At 65.6% G+C, this 26,504-nt stretch carries 22 protein-coding genes and 2 pseudogenes; 11 read left to right on the top strand and 13 right to left on the bottom strand.

What is annotated here, in order from left to right; genetic code table 11:
- Nucleotides 1–24 precede the first annotated feature (24 nt).
- The gene (locus tag ACIBG0_RS09535; RefSeq protein WP_397030896.1) at nucleotides 25–1,641 is read left to right on the top strand and encodes a TerD family protein; all 1,617 of its coding nucleotides are present in this window, start codon (nucleotides 25–27) and stop codon (nucleotides 1,639–1,641) included.
- A gap of 15 nt (nucleotides 1,642–1,656) precedes the next feature.
- Here the strand turns inward: ACIBG0_RS09535 and ACIBG0_RS09530 are convergent, their stop codons facing one another.
- The 3 genes from ACIBG0_RS09530 to ACIBG0_RS09520 all read right to left on the bottom strand — a co-directional run bounded on the left by ACIBG0_RS09530 (nucleotide 1,657) and on the right by ACIBG0_RS09520 (nucleotide 6,705).
- A complete protein-coding gene (locus ACIBG0_RS09530; protein ID WP_397031226.1) occupies nucleotides 1,657–3,345 on the bottom strand; it encodes a glycosyltransferase family 87 protein in 1,689 nt (562 codons plus the stop codon).
- A gap of 71 nt (nucleotides 3,346–3,416) precedes the next feature.
- On the bottom strand, nucleotides 3,417–5,555 hold the full coding sequence (locus ACIBG0_RS09525; protein ID WP_397031225.1) for a transglycosylase domain-containing protein: 2,139 nt from the start codon (nucleotides 5,553–5,555) through the stop codon (nucleotides 3,417–3,419).
- Between the two features lie 730 nt (nucleotides 5,556–6,285).
- Nucleotides 6,286–6,705 (bottom strand): DUF5318 domain-containing protein, encoded by a 420-nt coding sequence (locus ACIBG0_RS09520; RefSeq protein WP_397030895.1) that lies wholly within the window; start codon nucleotides 6,703–6,705, stop codon nucleotides 6,286–6,288.
- Nucleotides 6,706–6,901: 196 nt separating this feature from the next.
- Here ACIBG0_RS09520 and ACIBG0_RS09515 point away from each other — a divergent pair.
- From ACIBG0_RS09515 to ACIBG0_RS09495, 5 genes and pseudogenes are all read left to right on the top strand, one after another.
- Nucleotides 6,902–6,961 (top strand): annotated as a pseudogene (locus tag ACIBG0_RS09515) (hypothetical protein); the annotation flags it as partial.
- Between the two features lie 84 nt (nucleotides 6,962–7,045).
- Nucleotides 7,046–7,951 carry a DUF1707 domain-containing protein gene (locus tag ACIBG0_RS09510; RefSeq protein WP_397031223.1) on the top strand — a complete coding sequence of 302 codons (906 nt, stop codon included), beginning with the start codon at nucleotides 7,046–7,048 and terminating at the stop codon, nucleotides 7,949–7,951.
- 7 nt (nucleotides 7,952–7,958) lie between these two features.
- Nucleotides 7,959–8,759 (top strand): DUF1707 domain-containing protein, encoded by an 801-nt coding sequence (locus ACIBG0_RS09505; RefSeq protein ID WP_397030893.1) that lies wholly within the window; start codon nucleotides 7,959–7,961, stop codon nucleotides 8,757–8,759.
- Between the two features lie 582 nt (nucleotides 8,760–9,341).
- Nucleotides 9,342–9,896: a PadR family transcriptional regulator gene (locus tag ACIBG0_RS09500; protein ID WP_397030891.1), complete on the top strand. Its 555-nt coding sequence runs from the start codon at nucleotides 9,342–9,344 to the stop codon at nucleotides 9,894–9,896.
- The gene (locus ACIBG0_RS09495) at nucleotides 9,889–10,989 is read left to right on the top strand and encodes an inositol-3-phosphate synthase (protein ID WP_397030889.1); all 1,101 of its coding nucleotides are present in this window, start codon (nucleotides 9,889–9,891) and stop codon (nucleotides 10,987–10,989) included. The genes ACIBG0_RS09500 and ACIBG0_RS09495 overlap by 8 nt, the downstream gene beginning before the upstream one ends.
- A 287-nt stretch (nucleotides 10,990–11,276) precedes the next feature.
- On the opposite strand, the pseudogene ACIBG0_RS09490 reads toward ACIBG0_RS09495, so the two are convergent.
- Nucleotides 11,277–11,405, bottom strand: a pseudogene (locus ACIBG0_RS09490) (hypothetical protein); the annotation flags it as partial.
- Complete coding sequence (locus tag ACIBG0_RS09485) at nucleotides 11,398–12,048, bottom strand: winged helix-turn-helix transcriptional regulator (protein ID WP_397030887.1); 651 nt, start codon at nucleotides 12,046–12,048, stop codon at nucleotides 11,398–11,400. The gene ACIBG0_RS09485 and the pseudogene ACIBG0_RS09490, both read right to left, overlap by 8 nt.
- Nucleotides 12,049–12,101: 53 nt before the next feature.
- Here ACIBG0_RS09485 and ACIBG0_RS09480 point away from each other — a divergent pair, with 53 nt between their 5' ends.
- Nucleotides 12,102–12,617: a nuclear transport factor 2 family protein gene (locus ACIBG0_RS09480; protein WP_397030885.1), complete on the top strand. Its 516-nt coding sequence runs from the start codon at nucleotides 12,102–12,104 to the stop codon at nucleotides 12,615–12,617.
- A 161-nt stretch (nucleotides 12,618–12,778) separates the two neighbouring features.
- On the opposite strand, the gene ACIBG0_RS09475 is transcribed toward ACIBG0_RS09480, so the two are convergent.
- The 6 genes from ACIBG0_RS09475 to ACIBG0_RS09450 form a co-directional block, all read right to left on the bottom strand.
- Complete coding sequence (locus ACIBG0_RS09475; protein WP_397030883.1) at nucleotides 12,779–13,204, bottom strand: GyrI-like domain-containing protein; 426 nt, start codon at nucleotides 13,202–13,204, stop codon at nucleotides 12,779–12,781.
- An 8-nt stretch (nucleotides 13,205–13,212) separates the two neighbouring features.
- Nucleotides 13,213–13,671, bottom strand: coding sequence for a GyrI-like domain-containing protein (locus ACIBG0_RS09470; RefSeq protein WP_397030881.1), 459 nt, complete (start codon nucleotides 13,669–13,671; stop codon nucleotides 13,213–13,215).
- A gap of 573 nt (nucleotides 13,672–14,244) precedes the next feature.
- On the bottom strand, nucleotides 14,245–16,500 hold the full coding sequence (locus tag ACIBG0_RS09465; RefSeq protein WP_397030879.1) for a transglycosylase domain-containing protein: 2,256 nt from the start codon (nucleotides 16,498–16,500) through the stop codon (nucleotides 14,245–14,247).
- Between the two features lie 112 nt (nucleotides 16,501–16,612).
- The gene (locus ACIBG0_RS09460) at nucleotides 16,613–17,488 is read right to left on the bottom strand and encodes a carbohydrate ABC transporter permease (protein ID WP_397030877.1); all 876 of its coding nucleotides are present in this window, start codon (nucleotides 17,486–17,488) and stop codon (nucleotides 16,613–16,615) included.
- Nucleotides 17,488–18,462, bottom strand: a complete 975-nt coding sequence (locus tag ACIBG0_RS09455; RefSeq protein WP_397031221.1) for a carbohydrate ABC transporter permease — start codon at nucleotides 18,460–18,462, stop codon at nucleotides 17,488–17,490. Before ACIBG0_RS09455 ends, ACIBG0_RS09460 begins: the two co-directional genes overlap by 1 nt.
- Nucleotides 18,463–18,554: 92 nt before the next feature.
- Nucleotides 18,555–19,856: an ABC transporter substrate-binding protein gene (locus ACIBG0_RS09450; protein ID WP_397030875.1), complete on the bottom strand. Its 1,302-nt coding sequence runs from the start codon at nucleotides 19,854–19,856 to the stop codon at nucleotides 18,555–18,557.
- A gap of 330 nt (nucleotides 19,857–20,186) precedes the next feature.
- Here ACIBG0_RS09450 and ACIBG0_RS09445 point away from each other — a divergent pair, with 330 nt between their 5' ends.
- Together ACIBG0_RS09445 and ACIBG0_RS09440 are read left to right on the top strand one after the other, a co-directional pair.
- A complete protein-coding gene (locus ACIBG0_RS09445) occupies nucleotides 20,187–21,029 on the top strand; it encodes a DUF2786 domain-containing protein (protein ID WP_397030873.1) in 843 nt (280 codons plus the stop codon).
- A gap of 127 nt (nucleotides 21,030–21,156) precedes the next feature.
- Nucleotides 21,157–21,669 carry a TIGR04338 family metallohydrolase gene (locus ACIBG0_RS09440; protein WP_397030871.1) on the top strand — a complete coding sequence of 171 codons (513 nt, stop codon included), beginning with the start codon at nucleotides 21,157–21,159 and terminating at the stop codon, nucleotides 21,667–21,669.
- Nucleotides 21,670–22,124: 455 nt separating this feature from the next.
- On the opposite strand, the gene ACIBG0_RS09435 is transcribed toward ACIBG0_RS09440, so the two are convergent.
- Nucleotides 22,125–23,087: an o-succinylbenzoate synthase gene (locus ACIBG0_RS09435; protein ID WP_397030869.1), complete on the bottom strand. Its 963-nt coding sequence runs from the start codon at nucleotides 23,085–23,087 to the stop codon at nucleotides 22,125–22,127.
- A gap of 454 nt (nucleotides 23,088–23,541) precedes the next feature.
- On the opposite strand from ACIBG0_RS09435, the gene ACIBG0_RS09430 reads away from it, so the two are divergent.
- Complete coding sequence (locus tag ACIBG0_RS09430; RefSeq protein ID WP_397030867.1) at nucleotides 23,542–23,883, top strand: hypothetical protein; 342 nt, start codon at nucleotides 23,542–23,544, stop codon at nucleotides 23,881–23,883.
- Between the two features lie 85 nt (nucleotides 23,884–23,968).
- Here ACIBG0_RS09430 and ACIBG0_RS09425 read toward each other — a convergent pair whose 3' ends face one another.
- Complete coding sequence (locus ACIBG0_RS09425) at nucleotides 23,969–25,138, bottom strand: thiolase family protein (RefSeq protein WP_397030865.1); 1,170 nt, start codon at nucleotides 25,136–25,138, stop codon at nucleotides 23,969–23,971.
- 101 nt (nucleotides 25,139–25,239) lie between these two features.
- Here ACIBG0_RS09425 and ACIBG0_RS09420 point away from each other — a divergent pair, with 101 nt between their 5' ends.
- Nucleotides 25,240–25,749 carry a winged helix-turn-helix transcriptional regulator gene (locus ACIBG0_RS09420; protein ID WP_397030863.1) on the top strand — a complete coding sequence of 170 codons (510 nt, stop codon included), beginning with the start codon at nucleotides 25,240–25,242 and terminating at the stop codon, nucleotides 25,747–25,749.
- Nucleotides 25,750–26,504: the final 755 nt, after the last annotated feature.

Raw genomic sequence — 26,504 nt, 5'->3', positions numbered from 1 at the left:
GCACGAAATAACGGGGCGGACAACGTGATTCAGCTGAAGGCCGGTCAGAATATGGTGCTGACCGGCGATGTCGTTCGATTCAGCGCGAAGGCCAGGGCTGCCCTGGATGTTTCGGCGCTGGTGGTGGCGGAGAATTTAAGGGTCTTCGAGACCGGCGATTTCGTGTTCTACAACCAGACCGAGACCGCGGGGGTGACGCTGGCCGAGGACGGCGTCACCATCCGGCTCGCCGAGGTGCGTTCCGATGCCAAAGCGGTACTGCTGGTGGTCAGCGTGGATCCGGCCGCGCCCGGACAACCCGGTGGACTCGGCGAGGTCACCGCGGAACTCGCCGTAAACGATATCGCCACAGCCGAATTCGCGATCAATCCGTCCGCGGGCGAGACCGCGCTGATCTGCCTCGAGGTATATCGGCGCGGCTCGGAGTGGAAGTTGCGTGCGGTTGGACAGGGCTATGCCGGCGGGCTCGCCGTGCTGCTCACCGCGCACGGCGTCGAGATCGACGAACCGGCGACACCGCAGTCCGGGCAACACAGCCCCGCCGATCTGCGGGGCGCCGAACCGGTCGGAAATCCGGGCCGGGCCAGCGGCCAGGACACCATCAGCGGTCCCGGTGAGTCCCGGGCCGTCGGGCCGGCACCGCTCGAGGTCGCGCACGGACTCGAACGCCTGTGGATGATCTTCGAGGATGCCGCGCGCTCGGCCGCCGCGCTCATCTCCGCGCGCGACTACGCCATGCAGCGGCTGGATCAGGAACTGTCCGCGGCGGTTTCGGATCCGGCGACCAGGAACACCCCGGCCGCCGAGGAGGCCAGGCAGGCCGCACAGCGTCGCTGCGATGACCTGATCGCCACCGCGGAGGGGAACCACCTTCGCGATAGCGAGGCACTCATGCGCGAACTCGCCGACGCCGATCGGCAACTGCCGCCGTCACTCGCGTCCTGGGATTCGCCGGCCTGGGACGCAGCGCCGACGCCGAGCGACGGCATCCGACTCGGTGAGCTCTACGCGGATGAGCGTGGACCGCTGCGCATTCCATACTGCGTGCCGGTGCCGCTGACCCGCCCGCTGTGGATCGATACCGAATCTTCGGCCGCGGCGACCCCGGTCGTCGGTGCGGTGCTCGCGCGGCTGCTCGCGGCCGATCCCGGTCGGCGCACCCTGGTCGACATGATCGATCTGACCGGCGCGTTCAGCCAACTCGTCGGTCCGCTGACCCCGGTGCTCAACGGTCCGCCGATCACCGATTTCGCCGATATCTCGGCGCGGCTGCAGACCCTGGTCGAGGCTGCTGATCTGGCCGAATTGGCCTATTCCAGTGGGAATTTCACTCCACCGACCGAGCATAGGGTATTGCTCGCCGCGGACTTCCCGCACGGATACCAGAGCGCGGACGCCCACCGCATCGCGACGCTATTGGTGCGCGGCGATCTGATCGGGCTGTCCACAGTGATCGTCGGCACCGACGAATCCGAGTCCAGCGACGGCACGGTCGCGATGCTGTCCCAGTCCTGCCGTCATCTGCCGACGGTGGACGGCACTCCGCTGTTCGATCCGTGGACCGGCAGCGCGTGGCAGCTGGATCTGGATCTGCTGCCGCGGGAACCGGCAAGGCAGGCGCGCTTTCTGCGCACCAGCTGACCCTTTCGAGAGACGCTAGCGGCCGAGCGCAGCCCTCGGCCGCAGCGCCTCCGGCAGCCACGGCAGTAGCGGGTCCGGTGCGCGGTCGAGGACGCCGCCGGCCGGATCGTCGACGAAATCGCGCCGAACCAGATCCTCCTCCGGTCGATAGATCTGTCGAATGATCAAGGCGCACAGCACGAGCACGGCGATATCGCGCAGCGCCACCGTGCCGGTGAACCACTGCTCTGGCAGACCCTTGCGGTCCAGGCCGAGGTAGTAGAACATCCGCGGCACCCAGACCAGCGCATCGATGGTCATCCAGGCCAACAGAATTCGGCGATGCGGCAGCGCGAGCACGGCCAGCGGCACCAGCCACAGCGAATATTGCGGACTCCACACCTTATTGGTGATCAGGAAGGCGGCGACGACCAGGAAGCACAGCTGGGCCAGGCGCGGCCGGCGTGGGGCGGTGAGCGCGATATAGGCGATCGTCGCACAGGCGGCGACGAATACCAGCAGCGACACCAGGTTCAGGATGGTCGGCTGTTCGGCATGCCCGATCTCGCCGTCGAATCCGGCCCAGCCGGTGAATGACGTGATGACGTTGTAGATGGAATCCGGATCGGCGTGCCGAGTGGTGTTGAGCCGGAAGAACTCCCGCCAGCCATTGGGATAGAGCAGTGCGATCGGCAGATTCACCACCAGCCAGGTGCCCGCCGCGGCCGCGACGGTCAACGCGGCCGCACCGAGCGGTCGGGCGCTGAGAAACTGGGTGCGATACGGGGTTTCGCGCAGCCAGGTCAGTCCGGTGCGCCAGCTGTCGATATCGCTCAACCGGAGTCCGAGCCGTGCGCTCGGCACCCGCTGTAATGGGTCGGCGCGCAGGCCCAACACCACGATCGGCCCCAGCAGCAGCAGCGGATAGAGCTTGGCCGCACCGCCGAGTCCGAGCAGCAGACCCGCGAGCAACGGTCGTCGACGAGCCCAGGCGAGCAGGCCGGTGGCGGCGAAAGCCGTTGCGAGCGCGTCGAAATTGGTGAACGCGTGCACGATCACCAGTGGTGAACAGGCGACCAGTGCGGCATCCCAGACCCGCCGCCCCGCCAGTTGCGCCGAGGCCCACACCGTGACCAGCCAGGCGAGGGCCAGACCCACCACGACCACATTGAAATAAATGACCACCTGCAGCGCACCGGGCAGCGGTGCGGCATCCCAGGTCTTGGCGACCTGCATCGCCGCGTACTGATAGAGCCCGGACAGCACCGGGTACTCCATGTACCTGGTCTCCCGGCCGCCGTCCGGTGTCTGCTCGGTCCATTCCTTCTTGTACGGGAAGGCGCCCTCGTTCAGACGTTCCGCGCCGTAGAGCGGCACGGTGTCGGAGTAGCACATGGCGATGTACTGGCGGCCGTTGTTCCAGTCGAGGGTGAGCGAACCATCGGACGCCTTCGTCTGCTGGATGCAGGGTGCCTTACTGGTCCAGCCGAGCGCGAGGAACACCAACGCGAACGCGAGCAGCACCCGCATCGGTGTCCAGAACCGGACCCGGCCGATGAGCGCGTGGTCACCGACCGGGCCGCCGACGACCGTGCTCAGCTGCGCGGTCAGCGAATCATTGCGGCTGGGCCGATCCCGGCCGTCGGCCGAGCGCAGATCCGGTGCCAGCGGCGCGGGCGCGACATAGTGCGGCGCGGCGCCGGACTGCGTTGCACCGGACGGCATCCCGTCGGCCTGCGGCGCGCTTGCGTTCGTCCGCTTGTCCACGAGTTGCGGTTCGGTCACGGCACCCGAGGCTACCGGGTGCGTGTCGGCTGGCTGCCGTTGCCGTTCGCGGTACCACCGGATTGCGGTGATCCAGTGGCCGATGGCATCGATCCGTCGGGGTTGGCTGTCGGCTGCCCCGGTAGCGGTGTCGATTCCGGCTGTTGCTGTTGTTGTTGCGGCTGGCGCTGCTGGGTCTGCGGTTGCACGCCGGGGATCTGGATCGGTCCGAAGGGGGTGTCGATGGTATTCGGGACGATCTGGATCGGCGGAATCAGCGGCGACTCTGTGGTCGAGGGCGGGGTGAACGGCGCGGACCACGCGGGCACACCGGCCTGGCCCTTGATCGGCGCCGGCTTCGGGAAGGTTTCCTTGGGGGTGCCGTCGAGGGCGCCGTCCATGGTGGCCTTCCAGATATCGGAGGGCAGACCTGAGCCGTAGACCATGCCGCCGCTGTAGTTGCGCAGCGCTGAGTTATCGATGGAGCCGACCCACACCGCGGTGGACAGCGACGGGGTGTAGCCGACCATCCAGGCGTCCTTGTTCTCGCCGGTGTCGCCGAGCTGAGCGGTACCGGTCTTGGTCGCCGACTCGCGGCCGTTGGCGAGGTTGTGATTGCGCGACCATGCGGCGATCGGCTTCATCGCGTCGGTGACATTGTCGGCGACCGCCGCCGAGACCCGCTGCTCACCGGCCACATCACCGCGGTCGAGCAGCACCTGTCCTTCGGCGGTCGTCACCTTGGTGACGAAGTGCGGTGCGTGGTAGACGCCGGAGGCGGCCAGCGTCGCGTAGGCCGAGGCCATATCCAGCACCCGGGCCTGGTACTGACCGAGCACGATGCCGTTGTTCGGCGGGGAACCGTCCGGCTCGACCAGGCTCTTGCCGACGCCCGGGATGGTCTCCGGAATGCCGAGCTTGTGCGCCATATCGGCGATCTTCTGCGGACCGTTCTGCATATCCAGCTCCATGCGGTAGAAGCTGGTGTTCAGCGAGCGCTTGAGCGCCTCGGCGATGGTGCAGGTGCCGCACTGTTCGCCTTCGACGTTCGTGATCTTGATACCGTTCACGGTGATCGGCGAACTGTCGTACATCTCCGACAGCGGTTTGCCCAATTCCAGGTTCTCCGCGAGACCGAAGACCTTGAACGAGGATCCTGGCTGCAGACCGGCATTGGCGAAGTCGTAGCCCTGACCGTCGTCACCGCCGTAGTAGGCGCGCACCGCACCGGTCTTCGGATCCACCGAAACGACCGCGGCACGCAGCTTTTCCGGTTCGCCCTGCATCTTCTTCTGCGCGGCGTCGACGGCTGCCTGCTGCGCCTTCGGATCGATCGTGGTGGTGATCGACAGTCCATCGGTATTGAGCTGCTGTTCGCTGATGCCCGCGGCCGCCAACTCCTTGAGCACCTGGGTCTTGATCAGCCCCTCGGGTCCGCTGTCCAGGCCCTTGTCCTTGGTGGTGGACACCGGGACCACCTGCGGGTACTGCTGGGCCTTGCGCTCGTCGGGCTTCAGATTGCCGCCGTCGACCATGCCGTCGAGCACGTAGTTCCAACGGAACTTCGCACCCTCGGGGTTCTTCTCCGGATCCAGGCCGGAAGGCTGCTGAATGGTGGCGGCGAGCACCGCGCCCTCGGCCACGGTGAGCTCCGAGACCGGCTTGGCGAAGTAGGCCTTGGCGGCGGCGTCGATACCGTACGCACCGCGACCGAAGTAGATGGTGTTGAGATAGGCGGCGAGGATTTCCTCCTTGCTCCACTGGCGTGCCATCTTCGCCGAGATGACCAGCTCGTGCAGCTTGCGCGACAACGAGTGTTCGTCACCGACGAGCGCGTTCTTCACGTACTGCTGGGTAATGGTCGAGCCACCGCCCGCGCTCTCCTTGTTGAGGGCTTGATCCCGGGCGGCGCGCATGAAGCCGGAAACCGAGAAGCCCGGGTTGGTGTAGAAGTCCCGGTCCTCGGCGGCGATCACGGCATTGCGCACATGCGGCGGAATCTGGTCGATGGTGACATCGGTGCGGTTGCCTTCCGGCGGCACGACCTTGCTGATCACCGTGGTGCCGTCGCTGGCGAGAATATTCGCGACCTGGTTGGTTTTGAGGTCGCCCGGCTGGGGTACCGAAACCGTGGTGTAGGCGACCAGGAAGATCACGCTCGGCAACACGATGGAAAGGGCTAGCAGGACGTAGATAACCCGGCGCACGATCCGCCACGGCGACTTCTTCTTCGCACTGGGACGACGACCGCCCGGCCCGCCCGGACCACCATTACTGCCGTTGCGGCGCGGCGGCGGTCCCGAGGGCGGCGCGCCCGCGGTCGCCCGGCGCTCTCCGGTGGTGGGGCCGGTGCCATTGGGGCGACGGGCCCCGGGCCGATCTTGGCCGGGACGATCCTGGCTGGGCCGCGGACTGGCCGGACGGGGACCGGTGGGCGGGGCCGTGCGGCGGTTGCGTTCGGCGTCGGTCGGCGATCCGGGCTGCCGATTCGGACGTTCGATCTTCTGCGTGGACTGCGCGCCGGGCGGGGCGTTATCGGGTAGTGGCCTGCCTTGCGGCGGACGTCCCTGCGGCGGGGGAACCGGTCGACGCGGTGGTGGCTGCGGACCGCGTGGCTCACCGGGATAGCCCCCTTGCGGCGGCCGCGGACCACCGGGACCGGGCCGACCGGGTGGGGGAGCAGCCGGTCGCTGCCCGGGATACGGGTTCGGAGGCTGTGGTGAACTTCGCTGAGTCCGGCCGCCGTGCGGTTCATCGCCGTAGGGGGAAGTCTCGTAGGGCGAATTCACTGACAAGATCTCCATAACTCGTAACGGTCTGCGGGGTGCGGTGCGGCGATTATCGCCGCGGCGGACGCGTCGAGGCTCCGCATGTCACCCGACGGGCAGATGACCTGGCACATCATTCGGCTGCGGTGCGCCGGTTGGCCCTGGCGCCCGTGCGCCGCCGCGTCGGCGACGGAGCGGTACCGAGCACATAGGACTGCACCAGATGATTCCAGCTGCAGCTCCGGCATACCTCGACGACATGGACCGAGAACTCCTCGCGAGTCTCGGCCAGGCGTATCAATTCCTCTGGTGTGCGAGCCGATCCCGCCATCGGGCCGAGGCCGTCGCCGTAGACCCAGGATACGAGCGTCAACTGCTCTTTCCGGCAGATAGGGCATGTGACCTCGCTCCCCCGACCGTGGAACTTCGCCGCACGTAAAAGGTAGGGATTGGCATCACAAACCTCGGCGACATCGACACGGCCCGCATAGACGTCAGCGAGCAGCGACCGACGCTTGAGAGCGTAGTCGACCACCTGTCGCTGAATTCGCACGAGAACCAGAGTAGCGGGGCCGGGCGCGGGCCGCGCTGGGCTGTGCGGGATCGACCGACCGGTATTCATTGTTGAACTGGGGTGTTACCGACGTCGACGGATTACGATTCTCCCGTGTCCCCCGCTACATCCGGGCGGTCGACGGCAGCATCCGGGCGTATGCGCGCGCGACCTCGACCGTGCCAATGCGTCCAATGTGCTGGATGCGGCCTATGCGGAAGGGCAGCTCGGCGCCGATGAGTATCGCGACCGTACGGCCCAGGCCGAGACCGCGAGGACGGTCGGTGAGCTCGAACGCCTCGTCGGTGATCTGCAAGTACCGTCCGCCGTAGCTGATCTGGTGTCGAGCGAATCGACGCCGCCCCGAAACCCGTTGCGTCGAGCCGGAACCGGTGGACGTTATTCCGATCACACCCGGGCACGCGATGTCGATCGCGACACCACGCGCCAACTGATCGACAATGCGCGCGGCGACGGTCAGCTGAGCGAGGATGAGCATCAGACCCTCACCGAACTGGCCGGCGAGGCTAAAACCCTTGGCGAACTGGCGCAATTGGTCGACGATCTGCAACGGCCGAGCGGTGCCGCGCTGCCACCGCAGCCGCCGCGCTCGAATCGTCGGCGCTGGTATCGGATTGCGGTCGGGGCCGGCGCTGTCTGCGCCGCGGTCGCCGCCTTCGTACTGACCAGCGGTGTATCGGATACCGAACCCGCCCCTGCCGCAGCACCGGTTGTCGTGGATCTGGGATCGGTGCAACCGATCGTGATCGCGACGCCGAATCTGCTTACCCGAGAAGGGCTCACGCTGTTCCTGGGCAAATACCGCGACAAATTCGGCGATCTACAGATCGATGACCTGACGTTGTATCCGGAATACGCCACCGTGTCGCGTGCGGTGCCGGGCGAGCCGAATCGGTTGATCGGCTACGACTACCGCGGCGGCTTCCAGCAGTCGAGCAGCGTGACCAGTCGCAAGGCCGATAAAACCGCCGTTGATCTCGCGCAGCTGGATGTCGCCGCGATCAGTGATGCGCTCGCGAGCGCGCCGAGCGCTCTGCGCGTGGCCAACGGCGTTGTCACGCATATGGAGGTCGAGATCAACGACGCCGGTGCGTACAGCACTTTCGGCATACCGAAGAACGGCCCGTACGTAACCATTTACGCGGGCAACAAGTTCAACGAGTCCGGATATCTACTGCTGACTCCAGCGGGCGCGGTCGCGCGCGCGGTGCCTTTCGAGAAGTGAGGCGTTGATGGCGACGACGCGCTATGGCGGTATCCGGGCCCGCGACACCGACCGTGCCGACGTGTGCGGCCTGCTCGACGCGGCACTGACCGATGGTCAGCTCACCGGGGACGAACACGCCGCGCGCACCGCAAAGGCCATGTCCGCCAAATCCTTCGGCGAACTCGATGCCGTCGTCGGCGATTTGCAGATCCCGGACAACCTGGTGGACGCGCCGGTGGTACGGGTGGATCGCAGGCGGCCACGCCGCTGGCTCGCACCGGTGGCGATCATCGGCGCGGCCGCCGTGCTCGGCGCCGCGGTGGGCGGTATAGCGAGCTGCGCGGGCGGATCCTTCGGCCCGTCCGAACAAGTGCCGACGCTCACCACGGGTGCCGGGCTCGCATATTTCCTCGCCGAGTACCGTGCCGAATTCGGCGACACCAAGGCCGATGAGGTCACGTTGTATCCGGGGTATGTGCTCTTCGAACGCGCGGCGGTCGGCAATCCGGCTGCGACTGCGCGCTACTACTACAACGGAACCTTCCGAGAGCCCGATATTCGCACCGGCCGAAAGCCCGCTGCGCCGACCGTCGATCTCGCCGCCATAGACCTGCGCGCAATCGCCGGACTGCTTGCGGGCGCACCGCAGTCGATCAAAGTGCCCAACGGCACAGTGACCCACTGCGCATTCCACCACGCCACCAACGGCCCCGCCGACTCGGGCCCCGCCGTCGAGATCTACGCGAAAAACCCAGCGGGAGCCTCAGGCAACATGACGGCGACCTTCACCGGCGAACCCCTGAGAGTCTCCCCACCCAGCCCGTGATCCGATCTCGCATACTTTCGTGTTCGGCGCACGGTGTTTCGCGCGGTGAGTCGGTGTGCGAGGTGGGACAAAGGTGTGCGAGCCACTGGTAGTGGCGGTCCTTTTTCATAGGCGCGGTGGCTCGGGGGGCGTCGTGCTCGGTGGGCCAGCCGTGGGTATCGATTTCGCAGACCGCACCATCGGCGCGCTCGCACACTGGGCGCCTCGCCAACGGAATGCGGTCCCGCGCATCGTTTGTTGCGCCGCGCACGAAATCGCCGGCGAAACCATGCGTGGCGCGCAAATCGGTGCGCTGGGACCATCCCGAGGTGAGCGCCGTTGGTGGGCGGGTGGTCCAGCGGTGGTTGGTGACGCAACGTTGTCGGGCGTGGTGCGAACGGTCGCGGCGAAGGCCTGTCACCTCGTTCGTGTACCGAGGTGACGGGGCTTCTGTTATGGCTGGCGGCGGTGGGGAAATCGCTCTCTAGCTGCGTAGATAGATCTATGTATCGTCGATGACTATGCACGTTTATATCGGTCCGATATAGTGGGGAGTCGCATCCATCGGTTAGGTCTGAACACACAGTCAGGGGGTGAAGCCCGATGCTCGAGCTGGCAATCCTCGGGCTGCTCCTCGAAGCGCCCATGCACGGATACGAGCTGCGCAAGCGGCTGACCGGATTGCTCGGGCCGTTTCGGGCCTTCTCCTACGGATCGCTCTATCCGACGCTGCGTCGCATGCAGGCCGATGGGCTGATCGCCGAGGAGAACTTCGCGGGCGTCACCCGTCGTGCGCGACGGGTCTATCAACTGACTTCGGCCGGGCGGGAGCGGTTCACCGAACTGCTCGCCGATACCGGACCGCAGAACTACACCGACGACGGCTTCGGCGTCCACCTGGCGTTTTTCAGCCGCACCCCCGCGGAAGCGCGGATGCGGATTCTGGAGGGCAGGCGACGGCAGGTCGAGGAGCGCCGAGAGGGACTGCGGGAGGCGATCAAGAAGGCCAGTGGCTCGCTGGATCGCTACACCCGCCAGCTCCACCAGCTCGGTCTGGAATCAAGCGAGCGCGAAGTGCGCTGGCTCAACGAGTTGATTGCGGCGGAGCAATCGACGAAGGCGGCACCACAGAAAGAGGGAAATATCGGCCATGAGTGAAGTCAACAAGGCGGAAAACGCCACCGAAGTCCGCGTCGCCATCGTAGGCGTCGGTAACTGCGCTTCCTCGCTGGTCCAGGGCGTGCAGTACTACAAGGACGCGGACGAGACGGCCACCGTCCCCGGCCTTATGCACGTCAAGTTCGGCCGCTACCACGTGCGCGATGTCAAATTCGTCGCCGCGTTCGACGTCGACGCCAAGAAGGTCGGCTTCGACCTGGCAGAGGCGATCTTCGCCAGCGAGAACAACACCATCAAGATCTCCGATGTGCCGCCGAGCGACGTTGTCGTGCAGCGCGGTCCGACACTGGACGGTATCGGCAAGTACTACGCCGAGACCATCGAGCTGTCCGAGGCCGAGCCGGTCGACGTGGTGAAGGTGCTGAAGGACAACAAGGTCGACGTCCTGGTTTCCTACCTGCCCGTCGGCTCGGAAGAGGCGGACAAGTTCTACGCCCAGTGCGCTATCGATGCCGATGTCGCCTTCGTCAACGCGCTGCCGGTGTTCATCGCCTCCGATCCGGTGTGGGCCGAAAAGTTCACCAAGGCAGGCGTTCCCATCGTCGGTGACGACATCAAGAGCCAGGTCGGCGCGACCATCACCCACCGCGTGATGGCCAAGCTGTTCGAGGACCGCGGCGTGCAGCTCGACCGCACCATGCAGCTGAACGTCGGCGGCAATATGGACTTCAAGAACATGCTCGAGCGCGAGCGCCTGGAGTCGAAGAAGATCTCCAAGACCCAGGCCGTCACCAGTAACCTGAAGAAGGAGCTGGGCGCCAACGATGTGCACATCGGCCCGTCCGATCACGTCGGCTGGCTCGACGATCGCAAGTGGGCCTACGTGCGCCTCGAGGGTCGCGCCTTCGGTGATGTGCCACTGAACCTGGAGTACAAGCTCGAAGTGTGGGATTCGCCGAACTCGGCGGGCATCATCATCGACGCGGTGCGCGCGGCGAAAATCGCCAAGGACCGCGGCATCGGCGGCCCCGTCCTCCCCGCCTCGGCCTACCTGATGAAGTCCCCGCCGAAGCAGCTGGCCGACGACATCGCACGTCAGCAGCTGGAAGCGTTCATCATCGGCGCTGAGTAGTCACCCGCCTCATCCGAGGTAAGCCGGGCCGGAGAACTCTTCGGCCCGGCTTTGCGGTATCCGGGCGCGGTGGAGTATCGAGGTCGCCAGGAAGATCGCGAAGGTTGCGTGGGAGTCCGTTGAGCCCGGCGAAGGCGGCGCGGGCTTTACGTCGGGCGCTGATCGGTTCGCCATCGCGGTCTCGATCCGTACGTCGCCTCGATCGAACACTGCTTGCTGGTCCTGCTGTGGAAAGTCGTGAAAGACGGCGTGCTGTTGCGCCAACTGCATCCGCACGGTCAGGTTGACCATCCGGTTTCCGGGAAAGCGCGAGCGCAGGAGGCCGCCGAATCTCCCGTGGGCGGTCAGCGCGGTCGCAGCCGCCATCGCTCGAGGCCGCCATGGGCGGTGAGGACCTCATCGAGCAGCTCACTCACTTCGGTGCCCGGTCAGTACCGCGCTGACGACGCGCGGATCGCCGTGGACGTTCGCCTGGCCTAGTGCTTCGTCGATGCTGATCGCATCAGCGGCGAGCCCCAGGATCACCTCCGGCTCTGCTTCGAGGATCGTGTCGGGGCGCCGGTCGGGTTGGATGGTCACGTGGGGACCGTGTTCGTCGATTCGCAGGGTCATGAATAAGTCGGCGACGTCGATGCCCAGCTCGGTCGGAGGCGCTGCCGTCCTGCCGCGGAGCAGCGCTGGGAGTGCTACCGCCAGCCAGCGAGGTTGAAAGGCGTCGCCGCCGCGGCCGCTCACCATCAACGGGAAGCTCCAGCGGATGAGCGACTCGATCGTTTCGCGGAGATCGCTACCCCAGGACGTCAGGGCATATACGACGCCGCTGGTCTGGCCCGGTCGCCGCTCGACCACTCCGCAGGATTCCAAGCTCCGCAGACGGTCGGCGAGCAGATTGGTGGCTATCCCGCCCAGCGCGGCCACGAGTTCGCCGTAGCGCATCGGGCCGAGTAGCAGCTCGCGGACGATCAGCAGACTCCAGCGATCACCCACTACATCGAGCGTCCGCGCTAGACCGCAGTACTGCCCGTAGGAACGAGATGGCGTCTGCTTGACTTTCTCCATAACACTTGATTTTATCAAGCCAATGCCCCGTATTCTCTCCCAGAGAGGTTCCCATGGCTGCCTCCGGTCCGCCGGCCCCTGCTACCTCGCTGGTTTCAGCGGCCCTCGCCGCTCTGCGCGCCGCCGGGGAAACCGGCGACGGCGATGCGGTCGCCGAACTGTTGGCGCCCGACGTCGTCTTTCACTCCCCGCTCACATCCCGACTGCGGTTCGAGGGCAAGCAGGAGGTCACGGCACTGCACCGGGACATCTTCGCCGTCCTCGATGGCCTCACTACCACCGAACCGCTCGCGCTCGGCGATACGGGATCGTTCTCGTTTCACGCACGCGTTCGCGGGGTGGAACTCGAAGCCATGAATCTGGTGCGGTGCAACGAGCATGGACAGATCGTTGATTACACGGTCTTCGTCCGTCCGCTGCCAGCACTGGCGACGCTCTTCGCGGCGCTCCCGCCGCGGGTGTCGGCGAGGCGCCGCGGACGCCTGAAGGGCACGCTCGCAGCGACCCTCGCCCGGCCTCTCGCCTTCGCGATACGCACCGCCGACCGTTTTGTACCCGCATTCCTCTAACCGATACCGCCGCCTCGATCGAGCAGGATCCGAGGCGGTCCGGACGTGACGACCCAGCAGCCCGAAAGGTCTACGCCCATCTTGGGTGGACGATAGCTTGTTTGCCTTCGAGAGCCGCTTCGTGGAGCTGGACCGTCACGTCGTCCACTACACCTTGAAACTCAGTCCAGCGAGACGTAGACCTCGACCGAGGTTGGTCCTGTGTAGCGCTCGATTTCCGCGGTGTGTGAGCGGGTGATGGTGCCTGCGCTTTCGGCCTTGCGGACCTGCGCCCATGCGGTGCGCAGCAGGTCGTAGGGCTTGTCGGAGACGACGAATTTCGCGTAGCGCCCGGACGGGACACGGGTCAGCACATCACCGGCATCCATATCGTCCATGTCGGCGATCTCGTAGCCCAGAATCGCGACGGCGTGATCGTTCTGGCCGATATAGGCCGCGACCCGGGGCACATTCTTCTCCCGCGCCAAATACCGGTCCCAGGTGAAGTTCACCAGGTCCAGGTCCCGGGCGGTTACCTCGCGTCCGGCCAGCGGGACGGTGAGTCCGGCGACCAGGCTCGAGTCCAATGTGACAATTTCGAAGTCCACAGCTGTTCCTAACCGTCGACCGGTTCGTCTGCCAGCGCCACGAATACCTCGGCCGTGCGTGCGTCCGGATAATGTTCCACGTCACCGGTATAGGCGCGCAGCAATCTTCCGGCGGCCTCGGCATCCCATACCGCGCGCCAGATGGTCACGATGGTGTCGCCGAGATTGTCGCCGCTGAGCGTGAATCGGGCGAACCGTCCCGCGGGTACTCGCGCCAAAACATCGCCAGGCAGCAGATCCCCGATGGTGTGGCAGCGGTATCCGACGATATGGGTGAGGTAGGAGTTGATCTCCGGCGCGTGGTCCACGTACGCGGTCGTCGGCGGGCCGGGCAGCTTGCGGGCCAGATTGCGTTTCCACGCCTCCTCGACCTTGGCGCGGCGCGGTCCCTCGACCGCGAGCGCCGGGCTGCGCAGCACTGTGCCCGCCACGAGCGTCTCGGGACGGTCAACGACATTGAAATCCACCGGCGTGCCCCTATATGTCTAGTCTGTCTCCAATTGGCGGCGCTCCCGGGCCCCCGTGGCCGCGGAAGCTACTTCCGGGCCTGACGCTCGCGCCGCGTGTCGTCGCTCGAGCGCATATCCTTCCTCATCCATCTCACGACGTCGGCGTCGGCCTGGTTTGGTTCCGGCGCGCCGTGCTCACTTCACTCTGGCAAACGATGCTGCCACGTCATCCGTTCCCATGGCCCCGGTCGGCACACATTCGTAGCGAACCGAGCACAGCATGTTGTCAGCTCGACCCAGCCTCGACGGAGCGAGTTTTACGAGCGAGGAGTTCGTGGCGCGTCTGGTGTTCGAGTCGTTGACGTGGGTGTGCTGCGGGCGTGGGGCTCGCCGTCGCCACATGCGTGCATCGGGTGCCGAACGTCCCGCCACTACTGACCCCAACGGAGCGAGTCTTACGAGCGAGGAGTTCGCGGCCCGTCTCGCGTCCGAGCCGTCGAAGCGCATGCGACGAAGTCGCGAGTCTCGACGGCTCGGACGCGAGACACCAGGGGGCCGCGAACACGCCGCGCCGAAGGCGCGGCCAAAGACTCAGGGCACCGGAATGCTGAATCCTGGGAAGATTTCGACTTCCTTTGTGGGCTCCGGGGCGGGCGGGATGATGATCACCGGTGCCGTGGAGGTGCTGGACGGCGGGTTCAGGATGTCGTAGCCGCCACCGGAGGGTTTGCTCGTACTCGGCTGGCTGCCTTGTGCCGCTTCCGCCGGAAACTGCTCGATCGGCGTGCCGTCGAGTGCGCCGTCCATCACCTGCTTCCAGATATCGGCGGGCAGGCCGGAGCCGTAGATGTCGCTGCCGCGGGCGGTCTCGATCGGCTGCGACTGTTCGGTACCGACCCACACCGCCGTGGACAGCGAGGGGGTGAAGCCGATCATCCATGCGTCTTTATTCTCTTCGGACTCACCGAGTTGGGTGGTTCCGGTCTTGGCGGCCGAGGGCCGACCGCCGGACAGGCTGTGCCCGTTGGAATATGCGGCGATCGGGATCATCGCCGCAGCGGTGCTGTCGGCGATGCCGCGCGGGATGCGCTGCTGTCCGCGCGGGGGTTGCTTACCGACCTGGTGGCCGGGTTCGCCGCGATCCAGCAGGACGCGGCCATCGCCGGCAACCACTCGCTGCACGAAGTACGGCTGGTGGTAGACACCGGAATTGGCGATCGTCGCATAGGCCGATGCCATATCGATGGGGCGAACCAGATACTGGCCCAACACGATTCCGTTGAGCGGCCGCCCACCGTCCTCGGTGAGCGTTTTACCGGCCACACCCGGAATCTCTTCGGGGATTCCAGCCTGATGGGCGGCTTCGGCAATTGCCTCGGGGCCGTTGGACATCGACATCGTCAGTCGATAGAAGCTGGTGTTCAGTGAGCGCTTCAGCGCCTCGGCCATAGTGCATTTACCGCACGATTCGCCCTCCACATTGGTGATCTTGGTGCCGTGATCGGTCACCGGTGAACTGTCGAGCATGCGGTTGAGCGGAATGCTCTGCTGCAGTGCCGCGATCACCGCGAAGACCTTGAAAGCCGAGCCGGTCTGCAATGGCGCCTGCGCGAAATCGAAGCCGATACCGTCGGCGCCGCCGTAGTAGGCGCGCACCGCGCCGGAACGCGGATCGATCGAAACGACCGCACCACGCAGTTCCGGCGGCTGGGGGTCGAGTCGATCGTGGATCGCATCGAGAGCGGCCTGCTGGGCCTTGGCGTCGATGGTGGTGGTGATCCGCAATGCCCCGGTATTGAGTTCGTGCTCGCTGATACCGGAATCGCGTAGTTCTCGCAGCACCTGGCTGCGGATCAGGCCCTCCGGACCGCGTGCCGCATTGACGTCCGGGATTTCGGTGATCGGGACGATCTGCGGGAATACCGTCGCATCGCGCGTGCCGGGCGCGAGCGCACCCATTTCGACCATGCCGTCGAGCACGTATTTCCAGCGCGTCGTCAGCTCGGGGAGATGGGTCTCCGGATCCAGGATCGACGGCATGCGGATGACCGAGGCCAGGACCGTGCCTTCGGCTAGCGTCAGTTCCGGCACCGGTTTGTTGAAATAGGCTTTCGCGGCCGCCGAGATCCCGTACGCGCCGCGCCCGTAATAGATGGTGTTGAGGTAGGCGGCAAGGATGTCTTCCTTACTCCACTGCCGCGCCATTTTGGATGCGATGATCAGCTCGCGCATCTTCCTCGTCAGGGTGCGTTCGGAGCCGAGGAAGGCGTTCTTGACATACTGCTGAGTGATGGTGGAGCCGCCGCCCGCATCCTCTTTGCCGAGGACATTGTTGCGCGCGGCGCGCAGGAATCCGCTGATCGAGTAGCCGGGATTGGTATAGAAGTTGCGGTCCTCGGCCGAAAGCACCGCATCGCGCACCGGCTTCGGCACATCCGACAGCGGTACCGGAATCCGATTGCCATCCGGCGGAACGACCTTCGCGATCACCGAAGTTTCGTCGGAGGCGAGGATGGTGGCGATCTGATTGGTCTGCACCGAATCGGGATCCGGGATTTCGGCGCTCCAGTAGACCAGCACGAACAGCAGCGACGGCACCGCGACGAAGATGATGAACAGGGCGAGCAATAACCGGCGGAAGCGTTCGCCTCGTGTGCGTTGCGGTCGACTGGAGGGTGTCGGTTGCGGCCGAGGCGATTTCGTAGTGCCGGGCAGCCTCGGCTTGTCCTTGCGTCGTGACGCCCCGTTGTGCTCGCTGAACCCTGCCACGGAGGCATAGGGTGCCGGGATCGGTTTGCCCCGACGAACGCCCCCGCGTCGCCGCTTGCCGAACGAGCTCACGATCATCTCCTCCCGGAGCGTCGGTAAAACTCACCTGCACGGACACGATCGGAAATGACCCGAGATCGTACACCGAGTATTACCGCCGCAACGGGTTTCGAGCCATGCGACAGCCGTATTAGCTCTTCACGCCACCCGCGGTGAGGCCGGAGATGATGCGGCGCTGGAACAGCAACACCATGATGACCAGCGGAATCGTCACCATCGTGCCCGCGGCCATGATCGCGGCGTAGGGCTGCACCAGCGGATTGTTGCCGGAGAAGCGCGCGATCGCGACGGTCACCGGTTCGGTCTTATCGCTGGAGAGCAGCCGGGCCAGCAGATATTCGTTGACCGATGCGATGAACGCCAGGATCGCGGTGGTGAATACCGCGGGGGCGGCCAGCGGCAGCATGACCAGCCGGAAGGCCTGCGTCTTGGTCGCGCCGTCGATGCGGGCGGCTTCTTCGAGTTCCCATGGCAGTTCGGCGAAGAACGAGGCCAGGATGTAGACGGTCATCGGCAGCACGAACGAGATGTTCGGAATGATCATCGCCTGGTATTCGCCGATCCAGCCGAGGTTGGTGAACAGCTGGAACAGCGGGGTGACCAGCACGACCACCGGGAACATCGATGCGGACAGGATCAGCCCCGAGACCAGATACTTGCCCTTGAACGTAAGCCGTGCCAGCGCGTAGGCGGCGAGCACGCCGAGCACCAGCGCGACGGCCGTGGTCACCGCGCCGATGATGACGCTGTTGAGCAGCGCCTTGCCGAAGTCGTTGCCACGGCTGGTGTCGAAGGCGTTGCGGAAGTTCTCCAGGGTGACGTGGGTGGGCCACGGCGTGTTGTCGAAGGTGTAGACCGGATCGCGGAATGCGGTGACGGCCATCCAGTAGAACGGAGCCAGACCCCACACCAGCACGATCAGCGCACCCAGATACAGCCGAACCGAACCCAGCCGCTTAGTCCAAGGAGCCTGTGCCGCAGACTTTTTGGTGGTCACGGTGGTCATCAGTGCGCCTCCCGCTGTTCTTCCTGGGTCCGAACGGCATTGGCGCCGAGAACCTTTACCAGCAGGAAAGCCACCGCGAAGATCAGCAGGAAGGTGATCGTCGACAGTGCCGCCGCGCTATTGGGACCTTGGCGGACCTGTTCGACCACCAGTGCCGAAATCGGGCGTGTGGATGGGTTGCCGAGCGTCATGATCGCGGGCAGGTCGTAGAGGCGCAGCCCGTCCATGGTGCGGAACAGCACCGCGACCAGCAGCGCGGGCTTGAGCAGCGGCAACGTGATCTGGGTGAAGCGTTGCCAGGCCGAGGCGCCGTCGACCTTCGCGGCCTCGTACACATCGGCCGGAATCACCTGCAGACCGGCCAGCAGCAGCAATGCCATGAACGGCGTGGTCTTCCAGACATCGGCGGCGATGACCGCGAACCGCGCGGGCCAAGCTTGCGAGGTCCACAGGATGTGAGTGTCGAAGACCCGATTCACCACGCCGTCGTACTGGAACATGAACTCCCACAGCCGGGCGGTCACGGCGGTCGGAATCGCCCACGGCACCAGCACCGCCGCGCGCAGCAAGGCCCGGCCCTTGAAGGTCTTGCCCATGACCATGGCCATGCCGAGCCCGAGGCTGGCCTCCAGGGTCACCGTGATCACCGTGAAGAACAGCGTCACGCCGACGGCCAGCCAGAACTGCGAGCCGAGGTTTCCGGTCGGGCAGGCCACCGTCTCGCCCGCCGTCTGACACTGCTGCAGCAGCCAGTGCGTGTAGTTCGAGAAGCCCGCGCTACCGCCCTCGACGAACATGCCGGTCGACGGGTCGAGTCCAGGATCCTTCTGGAACGACATGTACAACGCACGGAAGACCGGATAGCCGACGACAACCGCCAGGGTGATCAGCACCGGCGTGACGAATAACCACGCCTTACCGGAACGCCGCAACTCCAACGCCAAGGTGCCACCGAATCCGCGCTTGGTCGGCAAATCGCCGTCGCTCGACACGCGAGTGGCCGTTCCCGAAGGATCCGACACCGTTTCTCTCTCCTACGGGGTGGTCGGGTCCGCTCTTGTACTCGCTACGATCCGGCTGTCTCGATGCCCTTTTGCATACCGTTGATCGCGTCGTCGACGGACTTGGTTCCGTTCAGCGCAGCATAAGCGTTGTCCTGGATGGCCTTCGACACCGCCGGGTAGAACGGGGTAACCGGACGCGGTACCGCGTTGGCGATCGAATCCTTCAGCGCGGGCAGGTACGGCATCTTCGCGATCAGCGCCGGATCGTCGTACATCGACGCGCGCACCGAGGGCAGCGCACCGGCCGCGACGATGTGCTGGGCATCCTCGCTGATCAGGTAGCGCAGGAAGTCGAGCGCGGTGGCCTTGTTCTTGGAGAACGCGCTGATTGCCGCGTTGTAGCCACCGAGGGTCGAGGCGCCGACGCCGTTCTCACCGGGCAGCGGCGCGACGGCGAACTTGTCCTTGACCGCGGAGGATTCCGCACCCGCGTCACCGAAGGTGGACGGCCAGTTGCGCATGAACAGCAGTTTGCCGGTGTTGAACGCGTTGGCGCTCTCCGGCTCCTTGAAGGTGATGGCTTCCTTCGGGATATCACCGTTGCGGTAGGCGTCGACGAGTTCCTTGAGTCCGGCGCGCGCCTGCGGCGTATTCACGGTCGGGGTCTTGCCGTCCGCGCCGACGAAGGTGCCGCCGTAGGCGTTGATGGCCTCGGCCGCGTTCACCGTCAGGCCCTCGTACGGTGCCAGCTGACCCGCGTAGCAACCCATATTGTTCTGCTTGGCGATCGGGCACTGCGCCAACATCTCGCTCCAGGTTTTGGGCGGATTCGGCACCAGATCCTTGCGATAGAACAGCAAGCCGCCGTTGGTGTTTCGCGGCGCGGCGTAGAGGGTGTTGTTGTAGGTGGCGCTGGCGACCGTCGGGGACAGCAGTGCCGAGGTGTCGATGGAGAAGGTGTCCTTCAGCGGCTGGATCCAGCCCTTCGCGGCGAATTCCGCGGTCCACGGCACGTCCAGGGCGACCACGTCGTAGCTGGACTGCTTGGAGCGCATGTGCTCGACCAGATCGTCGTACTGCTGCGAGGCGTCGTTCGATTGCTCTTTGAAGGTGACCTGCTCATCCGGGTGCGAGGCGTTCCAGCGCTCGATCAGCTGCTTGACCGCGCCGGTCTCGGTGGTGTCCTTGCCCTCGACATAGGTGATCGGGCCGCGACCGGTGAGGTTCTGGCTGGATGGATTGCCGCCGTTATCGCTGGAGCAGGCACTGGTGAACGTCGCCGTCAGCAGCGCAACAGAGGCGGCTGCCAACGCCGCTCGCGGTACGAGCGACGAACGTAGGGACGTCACCTTTTTCAAAGCCATCGCGAACACTCCAAGGTCGAGACGTGAGCAGCAGCACACCCTGCAGGTGCACAAGGCAAGATACATGGTTGTTATATGTGACGCAGCAGTTGCCTGGCAGCGCCCGCGGCGTTGCGTGTTCGCGGCCCCCTTCTGTCTCGCGGCCGCCCCTTTCGAGCGACCTGCAAGCAGTCGATAGCGGTGCCGTCGAGACTTGCGACTGCGTCGTCTGCGCTTCGATGTCTCGGACGCGAGACGGGCCGCGAACTCCTCGCTGGTAAGACTCGCTCCGTGTGGGTCGGGTCAGGTGTCACAGTTCCGCGAATGCTGTCGCTCGTTAGGCTGTTTTCGATGACTTCGCCGAATGCGGTCCCGGACCGGATGCTCACCCGGATCGGTGGGTTGCTGCGCCAAGCCGAATCGACCGATAACGAGCACGAGGCCGAGGCGTTTCTGGCCGCGGCTCAACGGTTGGCGACCAGGTCCTCGATCGACCTGGCGGTCGCCCGCGCACATATCGCCGGACGTGAGCGCAGGCCGACGCCGGTGCAGCGAATGATTCCGATCGGCGAACCGGGCAAGAAGGGGTTGCGCACCTACGTGCAGCTGTTCGTGGCGATCGCCGCGGCCAATGATGTGCGCTGCGATGTTGCGCGCACGTCCACGCAGGTCTACGCGTATGGCTTCGACTCCGATATCGATACCTGTGAAGCCCTTTACACCAGTCTGCTGGTGCAGATGGTGCGTGCGTCGGATCAGTACATCAAATCGGGGCAGTATCGCTCGGCCACCATCGAGAAGATCGTCACGGAGCAACGTTGGGGCCGAAAGGTGCAGCGGCGTGTGCAAGCGCCGGTGGCGGCGGTTACCGCGCGGCTGAACTTTCAGATGGCATTCGCCGCGCGGATCGGCCGCCGCCTGGCTGAGGTGAAGGCGGAGGTCGAGGCCGAGGTGGTGCCCGAAACCGTCGCGACGAGTACGGCATTGGCCCTGCGCAATAAGGAAATCGAGCTCACCGACTTCTATAAGAAGACCTCCGATGCTCGCGGTACCTGGCGCGGTCCACAGGCGTCTGCCGGACATTCCGCAGCCGCCCGGCGCGCGGGTGATCGGGCAGGGCGAGCCGCGCGGTTGGGTGCCTCGCCCGAACTCGGCGCCGCGCGTGGGCAATTGCCCGGAGGCGGAGCGACGTGAGCGAGTCGGGTGAGTTGGCGGGGGTTTCGTCGCGCGTGTATTCGCGAGCTGAGTCGATCGAAGTTTCGGTGCTCTCGGGTGGTATCGGATCATCCGAGCCCGCGGATACGAGCGAGAGCTCGGTCCGGTGAGTGCGCGAGATAGCCAGCGCGCCAAGGTATATGACGCCGAGCAACTGGTGCGGAGGGTATTCGATCGAGCTGACGAAAGTGGTAATCGGACCGTAGAGCTCTACGGTTCGCACCTCACGCTGCCGATCGAGCGCCGCTTCGCCTCGGTCGAATCGGTGCAGACCTACACCGATAAGGTGCTGAGCCTCAATTGGGTCCGGGCGCTAGGGGACCGCGCCGCGACACCCGTCCGGGTCCGCTCCCGCGCCGGAACCGCCGCCGCCCACTACGAGTCCGCGGACGCGGTGCTGGCCGTCCCCTTGCACACCGGCGCGACCGCATGGGCCCTGCGCGAATTGGTGATCCTGCACGAACTAGCACACCACCTCGAGCCCGCCGCCGCATCCGTGGCTCCACACGGTCCCGAATTCTGTAGTCGCTACGTGGAACTCGTCGACGGCATTGTCGGGCCGGAAGCCGGGCTGGTCCTGCGGTCGAGCATGCTCGGCTGTGGTGTCCGCTTGAGCTGAGGCCACTGCGTCGCTCGTCGTGTTTGCGGTTGTGCCCGCTGGTAGTTGATCGTTGGGCAGCGAGCTCGCGGTATCTGTCTGACGGCACGCCTCGTCCTGTGGTCGCGCGTGTTCGGCTGCTGTGTCCGCTCGAGCTGAGGCCGCTGCTTCGCTCGTCGTGTTTGCGGTTGTGCCCGCTGGTAGTTGATCGTTGGGCAGCGAGCTCGCGGTATCTGTCTGACGGCACCTTGTCCTGTGGTCGCGCGTGTTCGGCTGTGGTGTCCGCTCGAGCTGAGGCCGCTGCTTCGCTCGACCGCGTCGTGTTTGCGGGTAGTTGACCGTTGGGCAGCCCGCGGTGTCCGGCTGATGTCTGGTGTCTGGCCGAGTTCGTGCGTCGTGTCCGCGGCTGCGCTACGCCGACCCGTCGGGCCGACATGCGGAGTTCGTACTGGTTGCGTACTACTTTCGCGACTCGGTCACCGGGGCGGGGGCAGTGCGCGGACCCGGGTCAGGCGGCCTTCCCACCAGCGGGTTCGTGCAGGGTCGGGGTGGCGGTACTGCTTCAGTAGTGCAGGGTCGGGTGTGGGCGGGGTCTTCGGGACCGGCATGAAGCCGTCGACCGGGCGCAGTGATTCGGATACCAGGTCGCCGTCGAGGAGTGACAAAGTGCCCAGGCCGCAGGCGAATTCGAGATCAGGGAGGGCACCTGCGAGGGCGAGTTGGGCGGCCAGGCCGACGCTGGTTTCCAGGGCGGAGGAGACCACGCACGGTAGGCCGGCGGCCTCGGCGACCTGTAGTGCGCGGCGGACACCACCCAATGGGGTGCATTTGAGTACCACGATATCCGCGGCTCCCGCTACCGCGACGCGCAGGGGATCCTCGGCGCGGCGAATGGATTCGTCGGCGGCGATTCGGACATCGACACGGCGGCGCACCGCGGCCAGTTCCTCAATGGTGCGGCACGGTTGCTCGACGTATTCCAAACCGCCTGCGGCACGGTCGATCTGCTTGATATGCGTGACCGCGGTCTCGACATCCCAGACCGCATTGGCATCGACGCGCACCGATCCGTTCGGCCCCAGCGCATCCCGGACCGCCTCGACCCGTGCCAGATCCTCGGCCAGCGAATCGGGGTGATCGGCGATCTTCACCTTCGCGGTACGGCATCCGGATCCGGCGACGATCGCATGCGCCCGCTCCGGACCCACCGCGGGCACCGTGCAATTGATCGGAATCCTGTCCCGCACCGGCTCCGGCCAGCCCACCGTCACCTGCTCCACCGCGGTCGCCAACCATCCGGCGGCCTCGCGATCGTCGTACTCGGGAAACGGGCAGAACTCCCCCCAGCCGAGCGGTCCACTGATCAACATCCCCTCGCGCACCGTTATGCCACGGAACCGGGTCCGCATCGGAATGGCGTAGACGAAGGTTTCGGTCATCACATGCAGCCTAGCGAGGCCGGTGCCCACGCCCGTGCTGCGCGCCGCCACAAGGCCGAGGCGATCGGCTGCCGCGCCGCCATCGCTGGTCAGGCACCCCCGGCACCTGGCAGGGCAACAAACCCCCTCGGCGGCGAAACGGCGCACTCCCGCATACTCATTCACCATTGCGCAAAGGCTGTGCCCTCTGCGCGGCACTCACTAGATGTGCGTCAGCGGGATCGTCGGCACACGGAGTTGGGCCGCCCCCACGGCCAACTTCGTGTCGACCGCTTTCGGCGTCGGCCCGAGGTCGACCGTGTGGCCAGCCGTCTCCCGGGCACGGTGCCTTGATGCTGGAGAGAAGATCGCCATGTACAGGCGCGGGTGAATATCGAGAAGGTCCGCCACAAATGCGATCTGGCGGGCTGGCACGTGCGGCGCGGAGCCAGGAGATACCCGTCATGCTGGGGGTATGGGGTCGGGTCGATGGGAGCTGCGGCTGGCGAGTGCGGTTCGGGCGGTGCTCGGATCTGTGCTCGCGGTCGGTTTCGGCTCGGTGGCGGCCGCTGCCGTGCCGCTGTATGAATTTCTCGGGCGCGATGCCGATCCCGATGGTGGTGTGCGCTATCTGCCGGTCGCGTATTGCGTTGCGTGGGTGGGGATTGCGCTTTCCGTGGTTGCGGTGGGTATCAGGTTGGTGGAGAAGATTCGCCATCGACGGCGTATCGCTTGGACGCCATTGGTGGCGGTGCCATTGATCGCCGAGTCGTGGTTGGTCGGCTTTTTGACTGCGGTAGTGCTGGTTTCGATCTGAGCCCGCCTGAGCCGTCCGATCGAATGATCTGTCGACCTGCGACATCGCGGCACCGATCCGGGACCGGTGCCGCGACATCGCTGGCTCAGAGCCGTTCGATAATGGTCGCGTTGGCCAAACCGCCTGCCTCACACATGGTCTGCAGACCGTAGCGCGCGCCGCGCTCCTGCATGGCATGCACCAGCGTGGTCATCAGACGTGCGCCGGAAGCGCCGAGCGGATGACCGATGGCGATGGCGCCGCCGTTGACATTCACCTTCGACATATCCGCACCGGTGTCGTGTGCCCAGGCAAGCACCACCGGCGAAAATGCCTCGTTGATCTCGACCAGATCGATATCGGACAGCTGAAGTCCAGCGCGCTGCAGCACCTTTCGCGTCGCCGGGATGACGGCGGTCAGCATGAGCAGCGGATCGTCGCCGGCCACCGCGAAGCTGTGCAACCGGGCCAGCGGCTTCAGTCCGAGTTGCTCGGCGCGTTCGCTGGTCATGATCAGTACCGCGGCACTGCCGTCGCTGACCTGGCTCGCGGTCGCGGCGGTGATCTGCCAGCCGATTTCCGGGAAGCGCGCGGCCATGGCCTCGTCGTAGTAGGCGGGACGCAGTTTGCCGAGGGTTTCCAGGGAACCGCCGACCCGGATGCCCTCATCGGTTTCCAGTCCGGCTATGGGTGCGAGTTGACCGGCGAACGCGCCGTTCTTCGTTGCCAGCGCGGCCTTTTCGTGGCTGCCGAGGGCGAATTCGTCGAGCTGGTTTCGGGTGAGTCCCCAGCGGGCGGCGATCAGTTCGGCGCTGATGCCCTGGGACACCAGACCCTCCGGATAACGCTCGGTGAAGCCGACACCGGAGAAGTCTTCGGATCCGATCATGTTCGCGCCCATGGGAATTCGTCCCATCGACTCGACACCCGCCGCGACCACGATGTCGTACGCACCGGCGATTACGCCCTGTGCGGCGAAATGAATGGCCTGCTGGCTGCTGCCGCACTGGCGATCGACCGTGGTCGCCGGTACCGATTCCGGATAGCCCGCGGCCAGCGCGGCACGCCGGGTCATATTGGCGCCTTGCTCGCCGATCTGGGTGACGATGCCGCCGATCACATCGTCGATGAGCGCCGGGTCGATGCCGCTGCGGTCGACTACCGCGCGCAGGCTGTGGGCCAGCAGGTCTACCGCGTTGACGTTGTGCAGTGCCCCGTTCGGCTTTCCCTTGCCGATCGGCGTGCGTACCGCTTCGACAATGACCGCGTCTCTCATGGTGGTCCCTTTCGAACCGTGAGCCGAGCTCCTGTGCCTGACTCTATTGGCTTATAGTCAGAGTAACGCCTGGGTATAGCTAGCTCAAGCCAGATATCGCTATGATGTTCGTCATGGCAGCCGTAATGGAAGGACCGTTGGCAGATCTGAGCGCGTGGAAACCCACGGAATGCTCGATTGCGAAGGCGATGGACCTCATCGGTACCCGCTCGGCGATCCTGATCCTGCGTGAGGCCTACTACGGCACCACGCGCTTCGACGGTTTCGCCGCCCGGGTCGGCATCACCGACGCCGCGGCATCCGGCCAGCTCCGCAAGCTCACCGCGGCGGGGCTGCTCGTCAAACGGCCGTATCAGGATGAGGGCAAGCGGACCCGTCACGAGTACGTACTGACGGATATGGGCCGTGGTCTGCTGCCCGCGGTGCTCGCGCTCATGCAGTGGGGCGATACTTACCTGCAGTCGGGGCCCGCGCCGCTGCTGCTGGTCGAGGAGTCGAGTGGTGCGCCGGTTCGAGTTCAGGTCCGCAGTGCAAAGGGGCGCGAGATCGACTTGGAAGAACTCGGGGTCAGGCTCAACCCCGACTACGTACGTGCCCGATCAGCGAAGTGATTGTGCGGAGGTCACCCGAGCGTTGGGGCCGGTCGATCAGCCCGTAGCGTAGCCACGTGCTGGTGCTGTAGCGCCGACTTACGTTGTGTGCAGCGCTGATCTGCGTTGGTGCTGAGACGCTGACTTGCGCTGGTGCGCACAAACGATCCGGTTGGTGCCGCACCGCTGACGACGCCCTGCCTGGTGACGCACCGCTGACCTGCGCTGGTGCCGTACCGACGATCCGGTTAGTGCCGCACCGCTGATGCCCCCCTGCTGGTGCCGTAGCGCTGACTTGCGTTGGTGCCGCAGCGCTGACGACGACCTGGCTGGTGCCGCAGCGCTGACCTGTGCTGGTGCCGTACCGACGATCCGGTTAGTGCCGACGCTGACGCCCCCTGCTGGTGCCGCGCTGACACCGACCCGGCTGGCGCCGCAGCGTTGACTTGCGCTGGTGCCGCACCGACGATCCGGTTAGTGCTGCACCGCTGACGCCGACCTAGCTGGTGCCGCAGCGCTGACTTGCGTTGGTGCTGAGTGTTGATCTGCGTCGTGCCGTATCACGCGATCCGCGGTGGTGCGTGCCCGATAACTGTGCCGTTCTGGTGCCGCAGCGCTGACCTGCGCTGGTGCCGCACAAACGACCCGGTTGGTGCTGCACCGCTGACGCCGACCTGGCTGGTGCCGCAGCGCTGACTTGCGTTGGTGCTGAGTGTTGATCTGCGTCGTGCCGTATCACGCGATCCGCGGTGGTGCGTGCCCGATAACTGTGCCGT

This window comes from Nocardia sp. NPDC050630 (assembly GCF_044457245.1).
Taxonomy (GTDB): Bacteria; Actinomycetota; Actinomycetes; order Mycobacteriales; family Mycobacteriaceae; genus Nocardia.
Note: the sequence above shows the minus strand (reverse complement) of the source record. Positions and strands in the feature narration are given on the sequence as shown.